This is a genomic window from Corynebacterium silvaticum, from assembly GCF_002162115.2.
Lineage (GTDB): Bacteria > Actinomycetota > Actinomycetes > Mycobacteriales > Mycobacteriaceae > Corynebacterium > Corynebacterium silvaticum.
In genome coordinates this window covers 2,319,649-2,335,417 of sequence record NZ_CP021417.2, presented here as the reverse complement: position 1 = coordinate 2,335,417, position 15,769 = coordinate 2,319,649, and the positions used below count along the sequence as shown (strand labels likewise).

The following is a 15,769-nucleotide window of genomic DNA, read 5'->3' as shown; positions in this document are numbered from 1 at the left end:
CCAGCGTGGGGGAGAATACGAATACTATTGAATCTACTGTTGAGCCGCCCGTTTCTCAGGAACAGTGAGCGCCGCTATCGCGGTAGTTAAAGGCACAGCGAGTGTCAATGTGAGGGCGCCAATTCCGGAGCGCAACAGCTCTGTGGCCATGATGTCGCTGGTTAAGGTCTGCAGGAACGGTCGATGAGCCGCAAACAACAGGAGCAACAACGGCAAGGATGCACCTGTATAGGACAAGACCAAGGTGTAGACCATAGACGAGATATGATCGCGTCCCACCTTCATCGCTCCCAAGAAGAGCCGCCACCAGGAAGCATCACGATCAAGCTCTGCTAGTTCGTTGACAGTGGAAGACTGCGCGATGGTCACGTCATTGAGAACGCCTAGCGCACCGATGATAAAGCCGCACAGCATCAAACCGGTGACAGACACATCCGGCAAGTACAACAGAATCTGTAGGTTGCCTTCATCCCCTAGACCGCGGAGCTGGTTATTGTCTATCGCCACATTGGCCAACACTGCTGCAAGCAGTAGCGCAAGGAGAGTCCCGCCTAAGGCAGACGCAGACTTCCAGTTAAACCCGTGGACCAGGAACACAACGAGGAACAAAATAACAGCACCGCTGAATATGGCTATTCCGGTGGGGGACGTGCCCAAAAGCAGTGCAGGGAGCGTGAATATAGTCACCACCACCATGGTGATAACTAAACCGATCAGAGAGCGCAGCCCACGCAATGCCGCAAAAAGAATGATCGCGCCTGCGATAAGGACGCCCCAGAGCGTTAGCGGAAGCGCACGCTGATAGTCGCTGAAAGAGTAATGGACGGAACCATCCTTGGATTGGGCTTGGAGTAAACGAATCTGGTCGCCAGAAGCCAGCGTTGCTTCACCCGGTTGCCCCGAATTGACAATGAGAGTGCGCTTGCCGGCGTCATCGCCCTCAGTTATTTCAACGATATACCAGGTACAGGAGGTATCCGAGCCGGGGATAATACGCGGTGACGTAGTAAATACTGTGCCGGATTCTGGGGCCGTGCAACTTCCTTTTGACTCCGCAACCACTTCACCGTTTACTTGGCTCTGCCCAATGCTGAACGTCTTGTAAAACTCAGGAGCGATAGTGGGCTCACCGTTAGGCCAGAGCTTGGCCACTCCAATCGCAGTAGCGATTGCCCAGGCGATAAGGAAGATAAGAAGGAGGCGCCGCCACAATTCGATGCGCGAGGTCTCTGCATACAGAGCCGCTACCTTAGTTATCTTGCTGATATAGCTGTTGCCGGAACGATTATCTGTGAGGGAATGACTACGCGATGGGGGCCGCTTACCTGCCTGGGGTCGGTTTCCAGTCGAGGGTCGGGCTCCTGACTGAGGACGTTTGCGTGACTGCGGACGCTCGCCGTTGTGGGAAGGGATGCTTGCCTGTGAACGACGACGTGGCGCAGGCTGAGCACTGCGAGCGCTGTGGCCGCCCTGTCGAGCGATTTGGCGCTGCGGTGGCGTGCGCTGCGAACGTGATGAGTTCGTTCCTCGGGCCATGCTATGTCTTCCCACTGTCGCTAATCCCTTTACTGCTTATAACTAGAGAGGAAGTTGCCTAAACGATCCATCGCTACGGCAAGGTCAGCTGCCCAGGGGAGTGTGACCACGCGGAAATGGTCGGGCTTGGGCCAATTGAAGCCCGTGCCTTGAACCATGAGGATCTTTTCCGCGCGAAGCAGGTCGAGCATGAGCTGCGCGTCATCGTGGATGTCGTAATATTCCAGATCAATTTTAGGGAACGCATAGAGTGCACCCATGGGTTTGACGCAGCTGACGCCTGGTATCTGATTGAGCTTCTCCCACGCGACGTTGCGCTGCTCCAATAAACGACCGCCTTCAGAGGTGAGATCGTAGATAGACTGTCGTCCGCCCAGCGCCACCTGAATTGCATGCTGCGCCGGAACGTTGGAACACAGACGGGTCCCCGAGAGCAGATCGATTCCCTCGATAAAACCACGCGCATAATGCTTGGGTCCTGTGATGACCATCCAGCCGACGCGGTATCCTGCGACGCGATAGGCCTTGGACAAGCCGTTATACGTGATGCACAGTAAGTCGGGAGCGAGCGCAGCGATGCTGATGTGGACGGCACCGTCATAAAGGATGCGATCGTAGATCTCATCGGCCAGAATCAGCAGGTCGTGCTCTCTAGCTACCTGGACGATATTTCGGAGGACTTCGGGGGAGTAGACAGCGCCCGTGGGGTTATTGGGGTTGATCACCACGATGGCTTTAGTCTTGTCGGTGATCTTTGAACGAATATCTTCGATGGAAGGGTTCCAATCGTCGTCTTCGTCGCAAAGATAATGCACTGGCGTGCCGCCAGATAGTGAGGTCGCGGCAGTCCACAGCGGGTAATCCGGCATAGGGATGAGGACCTCGTCGCCGTTATCCAGCAAAGCCTGCATGGTCATCATGATGAGCTCAGAGACACCATTGCCCAGATAGACATCGTCCACGTCGAATGCTGGGAAGCCTGGGATGACCTCGTAGCGCGTAACGATGGCGCGCCGGGCAGGAATGATGCCTTTCGACGTGGAGTAGCCTTGCGACGTCGAAAGCGCCGCGATCATGTCGCGCATGATGACATCGGGGGCTTCAAAACCAAAGATTGCTGGATTGCCCGTGTTGAGCTTCAAGATGGTGTGCCCATCGAGTTCCATTTTTTCGGCTAACGCAGTCACCGGCCCACGAATTTCATACAGAACGTTTTTGAGCTTGTCCGACTGATCAAAGGTGCGGCGCTTACGTCGCAGCGGGTTACCTACGGAGCTCAGAAGTGCTGATTCGGGAGCGGTGTCTTTTTTAGTCACCCGCCCAATGTTGCCACTTTTTTGAGGCAATTAACAGGCCATTGGTGAGGTGCAGGTAAGTCCTAGAAATTAAGGACAAAACAAGGAGTAGTGCTGGGGCAGTTCAAACGCAGAATATAGTGTGTCTGCGAATCACATATTTCGCGGAGACATGGCCCGGGGATTGGTTGTGCGAGGTTTGGGAACAAAGTGAGCGGTCGCGCCGTTAAACCCACAATGCCGTTGTTCGCCGGTACTCCAGACGATGAGTGGTCGCATTGTCTCTTTAAAATCTTATGGATAATTACGGGAAACATAGGGGCGTTATGTGCCCTGTTTACGGGATTTTCTTTGAAAAGTGGTCAAGAACACTAACCTAAATCGTTTAAATTTTGTGCGATAGGTAACAGTGAAAAAACCTGATTTCTCGTCCCTGCCAGGAAATATTAGAAAAAATAGTGAATCAACCGTTTGATGGATAAAAAGCTAGATGAAATTTTTATCAAATGGAACACGTGTTTGAACTTTCTAAAAATGCATGTAGCAGGTCTGATTTGGGCTCGGGTCGGGGCTAATGGTTGCTTTTTCCCTGATTTTAGTCCGATTCAGGTTGGTACGGGGGCGTTCTTGCACCCCGCCCCATTTATAGTGACTTGCTTCACAATCCGTTTTTTCTGTTATCTACGCAATACCCCCTGAAAGGGGCGATTTGCGGGGTTATTTTTATGTGAAAAAATTCATTTCCGCAGTTAAAGGGCGTTGCGCTAGTTGCATGACGGGGGTGTTTTCTGAGATCTAATTTAGATTAGTGCGAACTGTGAATTTATCGGTAGCATCCGAAAACGTGAATGCGACCAAATCACTAAATCAGGCCCTGCCGGTCAAAAAAGTTGGACACGGCAAAGCAGTCCTGATTATTGCCCTGGGCACCGCGTGCCTAGCCTTTACCCCGATCTGGGTCAAGGCTTCGAACATGGATCCGGCAACTCAGGCATTCCTACGCGTTTTGATTGGCTTCCTCGTTCTGTTGCCGATCGGCCTGTGGGAAATCAAAAACAAGCAAGCCCTTCCTAAGAAGGGCGTGGCGATGTCTATCGCCGCTGGTTTGTTCCTCGGTGTTGACTTCACCGCTTGGAACTACTCCATCTTCTACGTTGGCGCCGGTATCGCTGCGATTCTTCTGAACCTTCAGGTTATCGTTGTGCCGATGCTTACCGCGATCTTTGACAAGTACAAGATTCCGCCGGTATTCCTCATTCTCGTTCCCATCATGTTCGTGGGCGTTTTGCTCACCGGTGGTGTTCTTGAGTCTGCAGAAGCTACGGGTCCTGCCACCATCTATGGCATCAAGACCTCCACTCTGGGCACCATGCTCGGCCTTACCTCCGGTATCTGCTACTCCTTCTACCTTTACTTCTCTCGTAAAGCAGGACCACGGCTCCTCGTAAGGACCTCTACGTCCAGCCAATGATGTACACCATGGCAGCACAGATGGTTGCTCCGTTCACCTGGGCACACATCGGCTCCCCACGTGGCGGCCTGGACTTCACCCACGGCGTTTTGATCGACGGACAGCTCCCAATGGTTGATCCTGAGAACACTGTTGGCGATCCGCTCACCATGATGAACTGGGTCTCCCTGATCTCCCTTGCAATCTTGGGCCAGGCTATCGCATGGACCTTCGTTCAGTGGGGCACCGTTTGGCTAGACCCGACCCTGTCTGCAGGTATCCTCCTGCTCTCCCCAGTGAGCTCCGTTGTTATTGCATGGCCTCTATTCGGTGAGATCCCATCCATCCTCCAGTTCGTCGGTATCCTGATGATTCTGGGAACAGTGATGTATCAGAATGGGCTGTTTGACAAGTTCTTTGGGAATAAGAAGAAAACAGCGGCGCCAGGGGACAACATAGAAGAGCAACTCGTAAGAGAAGGGTTAGCCCCAGGACGCAGTCCTGATGAGGCAAACCCCTGCCAGATGATCGTCCCTAATTAAAAACCCTCGAGCCGGCACATGAGGTTGCCTCACGTGCCGGCTTCCCTTGAGATAAGGGTGTTTTCACGCGAGCGTGCAGCACCCGAAAAGAAGAAGTTCCAGTATCACTGTAAGGTAAAGGAACTTTTCATAATCCAACTTTCCTATGGAGGATTCTCATGCACCTCACCCAACGTGAACAAGATAAGCTCATGATCGTTGTGGCTGCTGACGTGGCTCGACGTCGTAAAGAGCGCGGCCTCAAGCTCAACCACCCAGAAGCAGTTGCGCTTATCACCGCTGAGCTCTTGGAAGGGGCCCGCGATGGTAAAACCGTGGCTCAGCTTATGTGCGAGGGCGTGACTATCTTGACTCGCGATGAAGTCATGGAAGGCGTACCGGAGATGATCTCCGATGTTCAGGTAGAAGCCACCTTCCCCGATGGAACCAAGCTGGTTACCGTCCACAAACCGATTCGCTAACAGCGCTGAAGCTTTAAGGAGACACAACAACATGATCCCTGGTGAGTACTTCATCTCTGATGCTGCCCCCATCATCATGAACGAAGGCCGCGAAGCCATCACAATCGTGGTGACTAACAAAGGCGACCGTCCAGTACAGGTTGGTTCGCACTTCCACTTCGCTGAGGCGAACTCCGAGCTGGAATTCGACCGCGAAGCAGCTATGGGCAAGCGCCTCGACATCCCGGCTGGTACCGCAGTGCGCCTCGAACCGGGTGACTCGCGCACCGTTAACCTCATCGATTTCGCTGGTACACGTGAAGTCTATGGGTTCAACAACAAAGTCAACGGAAAACTTGACTAACCTGCGCAGGCATTCAAAATACAACCCCACAAACAGCGCACATTAAGGTTTAGAGGAGCAAAGCACAATGTCTTTTGAAATGAGTCGGCGCCAGTACGCAGAACTGAATGGTCCGACCACCGGCGACGGAATCCGTTTGGCTGATACAGAGCTCATTGCCGTTGTCGAAAAAGATCTTACTCAGTACGGCGACGAGGTTTCCTTCGGCGGCGGAAAAGTTATCCGCGACGGCATGGGCCAAAACTCGCGCGTCGAGGCAGATCAGGTCCCAGACCTGGTTATCACGAACACCATTATCGTGGACTACACCGGCATTTACTCTGCTGATATTGCTGTGAAAGACGGCAAGATCATGAAGATCGGTAAAGCTGGCAACCCCGATATTATGGACAACATCGACATCATCGTCGGTGTAGGAACCGAAGTTATCGGCGGCGAAGGCAAGATTGTCACCGCTGGTGCTATTGATACGCACATCCACTTCATTTCCCCAGAACAGGTGGAAGCAGCACTAGACAACGGTACGACCACCCTCATCGGTGGCGGAACGGGTCCAGTGGACTCCACCAACGCTACGACCGTTACCGCAGGTGCCGGCAACATCACCAAGATGATCGAGGCTTCTCGTGACTTCTCCGTGAACGTCGGTTTCTTGGGCAAGGGCCACGCCTCCAACACCGAGCGTCTGCGCGAGCAGATCCGTGCAGGTGCTATTGGTCTGAAGATTCACGAGGACTGGGGCGCTACCGCTAACACCATCGACAACGCACTGACTGTTGCCGATGAGATGGACATTCAGGTTGCTATCCACACCGATACCCTGAACGAGGGCGGCTTTGCCGACAACACCATTGCGGCTTTTAAAGACCGCGTTATCCACACCTTCCACACCGAAGGTGCTGGCGGCGGACACGCTCCGGACATCCTGAAGGTAGCTGGTCTTCCTAACGTTCTCCCGGCATCCACCAACCCAACCCTTCCGTTCACCGTGAACACGATGGATGAGCACCTTGACATGATCATGGTGTGCCACCACCTCAACTCTGACCTCCCTGAGGACATTGCATTCGCTGATTCACGTATCCGTAAGGAAACCATTGCAGCAGAAGACGTCTTGCACGATATGGGCGTTTTGGCAATCACCTCTTCTGACTCCCAGGCAATGGGCCGCGTCGGCGAGGTTGTCCTGCGCACGTGGCAGGTTGCTCACCGCATGAAGCAGCAGCGTGGACCGCTTGAGGGCGATACCGCTACCAACGATAACGAGCGCATCAAGCGTTACATCGCTAAGTACACCATTAACCCAGCTATTGCGTCTGGCGTTGCAGATACCATCGGTTCTGTTGAAGAAGGCAAGCTAGCTGACCTGGTTGTTTGGGATCCTGCTTACTTCGGTGTGAAGCCAAGCATCGTGATCAAGTCCGGCATCATCGCTCGCTCCATCATGGGCGACGCTAACGCTTCGATCCCGACCCCGCAGCCACGTACCATGCGTTACTCCTATGGTGCTCGCGGTGCAGCTGCTGGTCGTACCTCGGTTACCTTCCTCTCCACGGCAGCTTTCGAAGCTGGCGTACCGGAGAAGCTTGGTATTGATCGTAAGTTCGTTGAAGCAAAGAACATGCGAGAGATCTCCAAGGCTGATCTGAAGCACAACAATGCAAACCCAGATATCAAGGTTGATCCAGAGACCTATGAGCTGACGGTTGACGGTGAGAAGATCACTTCTGAGGCTGCTACAGAGCTGCCGATGACTCAGCGTTACTTCCTGTTCTAGTATTGATCCGGATAGTCACCGGAATGTCCTCACATATGTGGACAATTCGCTGGGATTAGGGAATGAGGCGGAGCCGGTGTGAGTAACACTGGTTCCGCCTTTTTTAACGAACTTCGCAGAAAGCATTTTAAAATGATTATTACTGAGATACAGGGCAATCTGAATGACCTGGAATCAGCAGAGCGTGATGCATTGGAATCGGATGCAGTCGTCTTTGATAACGAGACACGGCTAAAGCGCGTGCAGCGTGTGACCACGGAAAGTGGCGCAGAGCATGCATTGCGTTTGGGCAATGAGCTCCGTGAGATCAAGGATGGTGATATCCTGGCCAAGGAAGACAACAAGGTGATTGTGGCTCGAATCGCCGCCACCGATGTCTTGGTTATCACCCCCCGCGATATTCGAGAAGCTTTGGCTGTCGCTCATACTCTGGGCAATCGACACCTGCAGGCTCAGTTCTTTGACCAGGACAGCGCCTTTGGTAAGCCTGCTATGGTAGTGCGTTTTGACCACACAGTAGAGCACTACCTGGAGCACGTGGGCGTGGAATACACGCGCGGCGACTATGTTATGCCTGAGGCATTCCGTCATGCAGAGCATAGCCACTAGTGCCCGGACCGAGTTGGTTATTTGGCACCTTACTGACTCGGCTCTACCCACTGGCGGATTCGCGCATTCTGCAGGTCTAGAGACATTCATCCAGTCCGATGAAGTCCACGACCCGGATTCCTATAAACACTGGTTGCATGGTTATTTGCGGCAGGCCAGCTTTGCCGAGGCTCTAGCGGTGCGTTTTGCCGTCGAACTCGTACAGTCTGAGCTGGACTTTGCGGAGGCACAGGCTTCTTTGAAAGAGCTGGATCAGTTGGTTCACTCTTGCCAAACTCCTAAGCAGGTGCGTACTTCCATGAATTCCATGGGAAAGCGCATGTCCAAGGTCGCAGCTACCATTTCTCCCGATCAACCCATGGTGGCGGAGTACTGTCGTGCCGTAGCCGCAGGAGAGATGCGCGGAAATCCCGCTATCGCTGCTGGCTTGGTTCTTGGTTCTGAAGGAGTTTCTCCGGAGCGAGCCGTCATGGCGTATCTCATGCAGATGGCTAATTCCATGACGCAGAATGCTATCCGTGCGATTCCTCTAGGCCAGGACGCTGGACAGCGGGTGCTAGTAAGCGCTTACAACGCTGTCATGCAGGCGGCAGAGATGACTATGTCTCACGGAGTAGCGGATTTGTGTGTAGTCGCCCCACGGCTAGAAGTTGCGCAGATGCAGCACGAGATGCTGCGTAGTCGCATGTTTATGTCTTAAAAAGAAGATTGAAGGAAAGTTCTACGATGAGTGTTATTAAAATTGGTGTTGGCGGTCCAGTCGGGTCGGGTAAGACTGCATTAATTGAGCGAATCACCCGCGCGCTGGATGGCGAGATCTCCATGGCTGCCATTACTAATGATATCTACACCACCGAGGACGCAAAGATCCTCGCGCGCGAAGGCCTTCTGCCAGAGGATCGCATTATTGGTGTGGAAACCGGTGGTTGCCCACATACGGCTATCCGTGAGGATACGTCGATGAATGATGCAGCTTTTGAAGAGCTCGTGAAGCGTCACCCTAATCTTGAGTTGGTCTTCATGGAGTCGGGTGGAGACAACTTGTCTGCAACCTTCAGCCCTGAGCTCGTGGATTTCTCTATCTACATCATTGACGTTGCTCAAGGCGAGAAGATTCCGCGCAAGGCAGGTCAGGGCATGATCAAGTCTGATTTGTTTGTGATTAACAAGACTGACCTTGCTCCACACGTGGGTGCAGACTTGAAGGTGATGGAAGATGACTCCAAGGTCTTCCGCGGCAATAAGCCTTTTGTGCTCACAAACCTCAAGACGGACGAGGGCCTGGACAAGGTCATCGATTGGATCCGCCATGACGTGTTAATGCTTGACCTGGCGGATTAAATGTGGGACGTAGCTAAAGGAATTTTTGAGCACGATCCGCCTCATGAGGAGATGGGCGTGCTTGAACTGGGCGTTGGGCTCAGTGGCGGAAAGTCGATCGCAAAGACCCAGTATCACACTCGGGCGCTAAAGATCGCTCGCCCGCACTATCTTGATGACTCGGGACAGGTGTACTACATCATTGTTAACCCGGGTGGCGGATACGTGGGCGGCGATGCGTATCGACTCAAGCTTGAGGTGGACTCTGGTGCCTCGATGCTGTTGACTGATCAGTCGGCCGCCAAGGTTTACCGCACGCCTGGTGACTTTGTAGTCCAGAATATTGAGATAAAAGTGGCTGCTGGCGCCGTTCTGGAATACGTCCCCGATCAGTTGATCTTGTATCGGGATGCGGATTTCCGTCAGCAGATTACTGCGGACGTTCATCCAGAAGGAGCGCTGTTCATCTCTGACGTGATCACCCCTGGTTGGTCGCCCGAGGGTGAGAAGTTCTTGTATCGTCAGGTGCATATTCGTTCTGTTGTGCGGATGGACGGCGAGGTTGTTTTGGTGGACAACCTGCGGATTAACCCATTGGAAGCGGAGTTTGCTCAAGACGCCGACCTGATGATGGGCGGAAAAACCCACGTCGCGACTGCAATTTGCTTTGATCCGAGTATCGATACTGAGTTCATTGAGGCAGTGCGAGAGCGTGTTTCAGCGCATTCTGCAGGGAACCCAGATATGGTTGCGGCGATTTCCGAATGCGATAGGCCGGGATTTGTGCTTAGGGCTTTGGGCAATCGCACGGAGGAATTGATGGAATTGATTCTTGACGTTGCGCACGTTGTTCGCAGTAGGACACGAGGACAAGGTCCTATTAACTTGCGTCAATACTAAGAGACGCAGACAGGCGAGAACACTGTACTTGAGTTCTGATGCTTAAATACAGAGGATGTTTGGCGGGTAGCGCATGAGCTACCCGCCAAACTTGTATGTGAGGGGCGTACGACTTGCACTGTCAATCAACTCATTGATAATCTTTGGCGCAGATGGCCGAAGTGGAAACTGAGGCTGTCACGCTATCGCAAAAATTTGATACTCAATGCTGGAACTTGACTGGTCTCAAGGGTGATTAAGGTCGCATTTACTCTCCCTGCGCTAAGGAAAGTGTGGTTTTGGGCGAAAAGGTTTGTTTTTGGCGGGCGCGTGCTTGCAAACTGTCACGCATAATCCGCTAGCGGAACCTTATCTTCTGGGCATCAGCGGCGGCGCTTCTGTGGGCGCAGTTGTTGTTCTGGTTATCGGAACCCAAGGAGTGCTGGGCCTTACGGCTGGCGCCGCACTGGGTGGCCTGGGATCCTTTTTGGTGCTGTTGATGCTGTTGCGGGGCTCGGGCTTCCAGTCCCAACAGGTGGTTCTTGCAGGTGTGCTGGTCGGTCAGTTTGCTCAGGCCGTGACGTTCCTGATCATGATGGGCAAGGGCGACGCGGATTCTAGCCAGGCCGTGATGGCCTGGCTCATGGGTGCGTTGGGTTCTTCGCGTCAAGACGGACTGTTGGTGACAGACATAGTGTGTACGACGGCGATCGTCGCTTTGTGGGCGTTGTCGCGTCATCTAGATACGCTGCGGCTTGGCGACGCCACCGCGCACACCATGGGCGTCCCCGTAGTGCTGACGCGGGGCGCGGTCCTGGTGATCGTTGCCCTTATGACGTCCGTTACGGTTGCCTCGGTGGGTGCTATCGGGTTCGTGGGACTTATCGTTCCTCATGCGGTTCGGCTGGTAGTAGGCAGCGCGCACGTGCGGGTAATCCCCATAAGCGCCCTGGTAGGGGCAATTCTGCTGGTGGTCGCAGATGCGATTGCTCGTTCTTTGTTTAAAGGGCAGGAACTCCCGGTAGGAATTATTACTGCTCTCATTGGTGTTCCGATCTTCTTCCTTTTATGGAAGAAAGGAAAGAAATAACCTTGATACATCTCAGAAATGTCGGTGTTAGTTACGACGATACCGCCGCAGTGCATCGTGTGACCGCGACGCTGCAACCAGGCACGATCACGGCGTTGGTTGGGCCTAACGGTAGTGGAAAATCCACGTTGTTAAATGCGGTGGCGGGAGTCGTCCCTTTCACTGGTGACGTCGTTTTTGATGATAAGCCTCTCGCTCGCATGCCGGCTCGGCAACGAGTTGAGACCGTGGCCTATGTTCCCCAGGTAGCTACGCTCAATGGGGATATGACGGTGGTCGATTTTGTGGGGCTGGGTGCTGTTGCCGGCCGAGGAATCTTCCACCGTAGGACTAAACGGGATCACGACCGGGTTGCTCACGCGTTAGAGCTGCTTGGGATGGAAAACCTAGCTGAGCGCCAGTGGAGCGAGCTTTCCGGTGGTCAGCAGCAGCGCGTCTCTATTGCGCGCGGCCTGGCGCAGGGCGCACGCGTGTTGCTTCTCGACGAACCCACCAACCACCTGGACATCGAGCACCAGTTGACTTTGCTCCAGGTCCTGCACCGGTTGGTCACTCACGAGGGGCTGACTGTAGTGGCGGTTATGCATGACTTGGGACTGGTGGCGCGATATGCTGATACTGCCCTTATCCTGCACTCTGGACGTTGTGTCGCAGAGGGGCCGGTAGACACTGTTTTATCGTCTTTATCGTCAAGCAATATTGCTGAGTTTTCAACGTAGAAGCAAAGATTCTCCGTTCTCCCGAAGGCGCCGCTGCCTTGTTGGCGGCCGCCCCGAGATAAATGAGGTACGCCGCATGTATGACCTTTTGGAACAAGCCGACGACTGGTCTGGTTATTTTAAACTCATGGGGGACCGGACCCGGCTGCGCATTCTCGTAGTTTTGCACTATGCAGGGCCGCGGGCCACCACGGTCACTGAGATAGCCGAGGCCGCGGGGGTTCGGGTCCCTACCGCGTCAGGCGCGCTGCGCGCCATGGAGCATATGGGCGCGATCAAGGAAGAACACTTTGGCCGTGAGGTCGTATTCGCTTGTCGACGAGCGCATCCACGGGATACTGCATGACATTGGAATGCGTCACGGCAAGGACAAACACCAACACTAACTGTTCTTTTTGCCTCGGAACCGTTTAAGAGCGTCGGTTGCTAGTTCTGTGGCGATGCTGTTGAGCTCCTCTTGCTTGCGCTTGCGCTCTGCACGGGCGAGCGCTCGCTGCTGTGCATTCTGGTTCTCAATGGCAAAGACCTGTTGTTGCTGAAGCAACCGGGCTTGTTTCATCCGCTGGCGGTCAAGTTTGAGGCGGCTGGGCGCATGCCAAGATTCAGGGCCGAGCTTTAACACGTAAAGCATGATGAAGACCATGGGAACGAGCATGACCCATACAGGGGAAGCCGTGAGCCCGGTAAGCGTGATTGCTGCTACTCCGGTAAGACCGAGGATTCCGCCACGGATATTGCGACCTCTGGAATAAGCATTATCGATCTCGTTAGGCGAATATGTATCGGGGAAATGGGGTTCCTGCGCGCTTGGTGCTGGCAGGAAGGCGGAAGGATCGTTTGCTTTAGGAGCGTGTGCGGCGGGGAGATCGTCGAAAAGCAAAGAAATGTCGGATCGGGTAACCGCTTGTGTGACCTGATTAAGACGTTCATCGTATTCTTCAAACGAGAGTCGGCCGGCAGCAAAATGTACTCCCAGGTCGTCCATCGCTTGGGTGCGTTCGGCATCGCCGATGCGGTAATCGGGTTGATACGGGTTCGTCATCGCAATCGGGCCACCTATCTGCGCTTGTAGACTATGTTGCTGGTCGAAGTAAAAGCGCTTACCCCGACCACGTAAGACAAACGTATAACACTGCCAAAAAGTTCCGACACCTGCGGAGAACTACTGTTCCTCGGAATCATCCTCAGGATACGCCGATTGTTTTCCCGGCGGTATAGCCGTGGGCGGCCCAGCGATGGGAGGCATTGCCGCGGGAGGCGCTGCCACAGGAGGTATTGCCGCCGCGGGCGGGCCTGCCGGTGGAATCACAGCTGGGGGAACCGCCACTGGTGGTACTGGCATGGGCGGAACTCCCGGAGTCGGCACCTGTGGGGGCTGCGGGACTGGTGGGGTGCCACCTGGCGGGGTGGGGATCGTCGGAGCCGGAATTGATGGCGGCTGTGGCGCGGCCGGAGGTGCTGCAGCGGGTTGAGTCTTGGGCGGCTCAGGTGTAGTTGCGGGCTTCTTCTTTGGCTGGCGGACAGGTGGATCCAGGAATACCCGTTCCTTGGGTTCGGGTAGTTGGCCGTCGATAAGCACGGAATCACGGAGCATCAGCGCTACGTCGTGGACCTTGGGGGCTTCTTGTGTGTCGGCAACGGATTTAACGCCAGTGCTGAGCATGGAGTTACAGAAGGGGCAGCCCACGGCGATTTCTTGAGCACCAGTCTTGATGGCTTCAGCCGCACGGTTTTCATTGATGCGGGTGCCGAGCTTTTCCTCCATAAACATCCGGGCGCCGCCAGCACCGCAGCAGAATCCCTCGTTTTTGGTTCTCTCCATCTCGGTGAGCTCCATCCCCGTTGCGTTAAGAAGCTCGCGGGGTGGGTCGAAGATCTTATTGTGGCGGCCCAGGAAGCACGGGTCGTGATACGCGATGGGCTTGCGGTCTTCAGGCCGGCGCGGAATAGGAGTGAGGAGCTTTTCCCGCACCAGGCGATTGAGCAGCTGGGTGTGGTGGAAAACGTCAAAGTGTCCATCAAAATCCGGGTACTCGTTGCGCAGCGTGTTAAAACAGTGCGGGCACGTGGTGATAATTTTACGGCTGCCTCGTGGAACGCCATCGAAAACGTCGTTGAGGGTATCCACATTTTCTGCGGCGAGCATCTGGAAGAGGAACTCGTTTCCGGCGCGGCGCGCGGGGTCACCGGTGCAGGTTTCCCCTTTGGAAAGCACCGCGAATTTAACGCCAGCGACGTGTAGCAGCTCAACGACGGCGCGCGTCGTTTTCTTGCCGTCCTCGTCAAAGGCGCCTGCGCAGCCCACCCAGAAGAGATACTCAGTGTCGGAGAAGTCCGTAATATCCTCGCCCAGTACGGGTACCTCGATGCCATCGCGGCGGGCTTCGTCGATCCAGGTCTTCCGTTCGACGGAGTTTCTTCCCCACGGGTTGCCTTTAGTCTCAAGGTTCTTAAACATCCCCGTCAGCTCGGAGGGGAACTCGGATTCCGCGAGGACCTGGAAGCGTCGAAGATTAGCGATGTGATCGATGTGTTCTATGTCTACGGGGCATTGCTCGACACAGGCTCCGCAGTTGGTGCAGGACCACAAAACATCGGGGGAGATGACCTGTGCTTCTCCTACTAACTTGAGCACGTCGACGTTAGCGTGGGAATCATCCGCGGCAAAGGTGGTGGGGTCTTGTAAATAAGAGGACTGTGCGACCGCAGCGTCACGAATATCAGTGATAAAGAGCTTCGGACTGAGGGGCTTTTCTGTATGCCATGCGGGGCACTGCTCTTGGCATCGGCCGCATTCGGTGCAGGTGGTGGCGTCGAGAAGCATCTTCCACGGCGCATCTATAAGGCTGCCTACGCCGAGGCTGTCCTCTTCTTCCACGTTGTCCATCGTGAGCTGCTTGGTACCCGAATACATCGGCTGCAGTTTGCCTAGTGCCGGGCTGCCGTCGGGGTTGCGTTGGAAGAAGATGTTGAAGAATGCCAGGAACCTATGCCACGCCACACCCCAGGTCAGGTTGTGGGCAACGACGATGAGCCACACCATGCCGCTGAGCAGTTTCACCAGGGCAAAGGCACTGACCAGAACTGGACTGCTGGGGAGCAGCTTGGCCAGGTATATCGTGGAAAAATCCGCCCAGGCGGAGCCATCCCCAAACGTAGCGATTTTGGCAGCTTTCACCAGAACCATGCCGAGGCCCTCGACAAAGACAACAGCCTCCACAAAGTAGGCCGCCTTGGCATTGGAGCCATAGAAACGGGAAAAACGGCTGTGTACGCCTGCATTGAGGCGAACAAGAATGAGGAAAAGAATCCCGAAAACGGTGCCCAGGGCCAGGATTTCTTCCGCAAGATGGTACACGCGCCAATGAGAGAGGAAAGGCCAGCCGCCCGCCGGGTTAAAGGTTTGGATATATGCCTCGAACCACACGATAGCGCCGAAGAGGAATCCCAGCATGACAAACCAGTGGGCGACAGCTACCGCTGGTTTGCGCATGAGTTCGGTGTGGAAGAAGACTTCCTTAAACGTTTGCCAAGCTCTGCGCACGGGGTTATGCGTGCGCCCTGGGGACGGTTGCCCAGAAGCAATGAAAGAGTAAAGACGCCATGTCGCGCGGAGGAAGAAAAACCACGCGGGGAGCGATAAGACGATGCCGAAGACGCCCAGCACAACAGTAGTGGGCGTGACTGCGCTGGCTACTGCAAGCGGCATACGGTAAATCACGATCCTTGAGGGAAACAGCTAAAACGG

General features: G+C 54.6%; 11 protein-coding genes and 4 pseudogenes. 11 read left to right on the top strand and 4 right to left on the bottom strand.

Annotation, left to right across the window (positions count from 1 at the left end; genetic code table 11):
• Window positions 1–33: 33 nt before the first annotated feature.
• Window positions 34–1,536, bottom strand: a complete 1,503-nt coding sequence (locus CBE74_RS23515; protein ID WP_087454659.1) for a YibE/F family protein — start codon at window positions 1,534–1,536, stop codon at window positions 34–36.
• A gap of 29 nt (window positions 1,537–1,565) precedes the next feature.
• Window positions 1,566–2,852 carry a pyridoxal phosphate-dependent aminotransferase gene (locus CBE74_RS23510; RefSeq protein WP_087454658.1) on the bottom strand — a complete coding sequence of 429 codons (1,287 nt, stop codon included), beginning with the start codon at window positions 2,850–2,852 and terminating at the stop codon, window positions 1,566–1,568.
• A 787-nt stretch (window positions 2,853–3,639) separates the two neighbouring features.
• Here CBE74_RS23510 and CBE74_RS23505 point away from each other — a divergent pair.
• The 11 genes and pseudogenes from CBE74_RS23505 (at window position 3,640) to CBE74_RS23455 (ending at window position 12,407) form a co-directional block, all read left to right on the top strand.
• Window positions 3,640–4,819: pseudogene (locus CBE74_RS23505) on the top strand (DMT family transporter).
• Window positions 4,820–4,981: 162 nt separating this feature from the next.
• On the top strand, window positions 4,982–5,284 hold the full coding sequence (locus CBE74_RS23500; protein ID WP_013912494.1) for an urease subunit gamma: 303 nt from the start codon (window positions 4,982–4,984) through the stop codon (window positions 5,282–5,284).
• A gap of 31 nt (window positions 5,285–5,315) precedes the next feature.
• Window positions 5,316–5,627: an urease subunit beta gene (locus tag CBE74_RS23495; protein WP_087454657.1), complete on the top strand. Its 312-nt coding sequence runs from the start codon at window positions 5,316–5,318 to the stop codon at window positions 5,625–5,627.
• 67 nt (window positions 5,628–5,694) lie between these two features.
• Entirely contained in the window at window positions 5,695–7,404 is a 1,710-nt protein-coding gene (gene ureC, locus CBE74_RS23490; RefSeq protein WP_087454656.1) for an urease subunit alpha, read from the top strand.
• Between the two features lie 132 nt (window positions 7,405–7,536).
• Entirely contained in the window at window positions 7,537–8,013 is a 477-nt protein-coding gene (gene ureE, locus CBE74_RS23485; RefSeq protein WP_087454949.1) for an urease accessory protein UreE, read from the top strand.
• Entirely contained in the window at window positions 7,994–8,713 is a 720-nt protein-coding gene (locus CBE74_RS23480; RefSeq protein WP_087454655.1) for an urease accessory protein UreF, read from the top strand. Before ureE ends, CBE74_RS23480 begins: the two co-directional genes overlap by 20 nt.
• 26 nt (window positions 8,714–8,739) lie before the next feature.
• Window positions 8,740–9,354, top strand: a complete 615-nt coding sequence (ureG, locus tag CBE74_RS23475) for an urease accessory protein UreG (protein ID WP_087454654.1) — start codon at window positions 8,740–8,742, stop codon at window positions 9,352–9,354.
• Complete coding sequence (locus tag CBE74_RS23470) at window positions 9,355–10,233, top strand: urease accessory protein UreD (RefSeq protein WP_087454653.1); 879 nt, start codon at window positions 9,355–9,357, stop codon at window positions 10,231–10,233.
• A gap of 289 nt (window positions 10,234–10,522) precedes the next feature.
• Window positions 10,523–11,302, top strand: a pseudogene (locus CBE74_RS23465) (FecCD family ABC transporter permease); the annotation flags it as partial.
• Between the two features lie 2 nt (window positions 11,303–11,304).
• Window positions 11,305–12,083: pseudogene (locus tag CBE74_RS23460) on the top strand (ABC transporter ATP-binding protein).
• Between the two features lie 14 nt (window positions 12,084–12,097).
• Window positions 12,098–12,407: pseudogene (locus CBE74_RS23455) on the top strand (ArsR/SmtB family transcription factor).
• On the opposite strand, the gene CBE74_RS23450 reads toward CBE74_RS23455, so the two are convergent.
• Window positions 12,404–13,063, bottom strand: coding sequence for a DUF1707 SHOCT-like domain-containing protein (locus CBE74_RS23450; protein WP_087454652.1), 660 nt, complete (start codon window positions 13,061–13,063; stop codon window positions 12,404–12,406). The pseudogene CBE74_RS23455 and the gene CBE74_RS23450 sit on opposite strands and share 4 nt — an antisense overlap.
• A 120-nt stretch (window positions 13,064–13,183) precedes the next feature.
• Complete coding sequence (locus CBE74_RS23445; protein ID WP_087454651.1) at window positions 13,184–15,730, bottom strand: (Fe-S)-binding protein; 2,547 nt, start codon at window positions 15,728–15,730, stop codon at window positions 13,184–13,186.
• Between the last annotated feature and the right edge of the window lie 39 nt (window positions 15,731–15,769).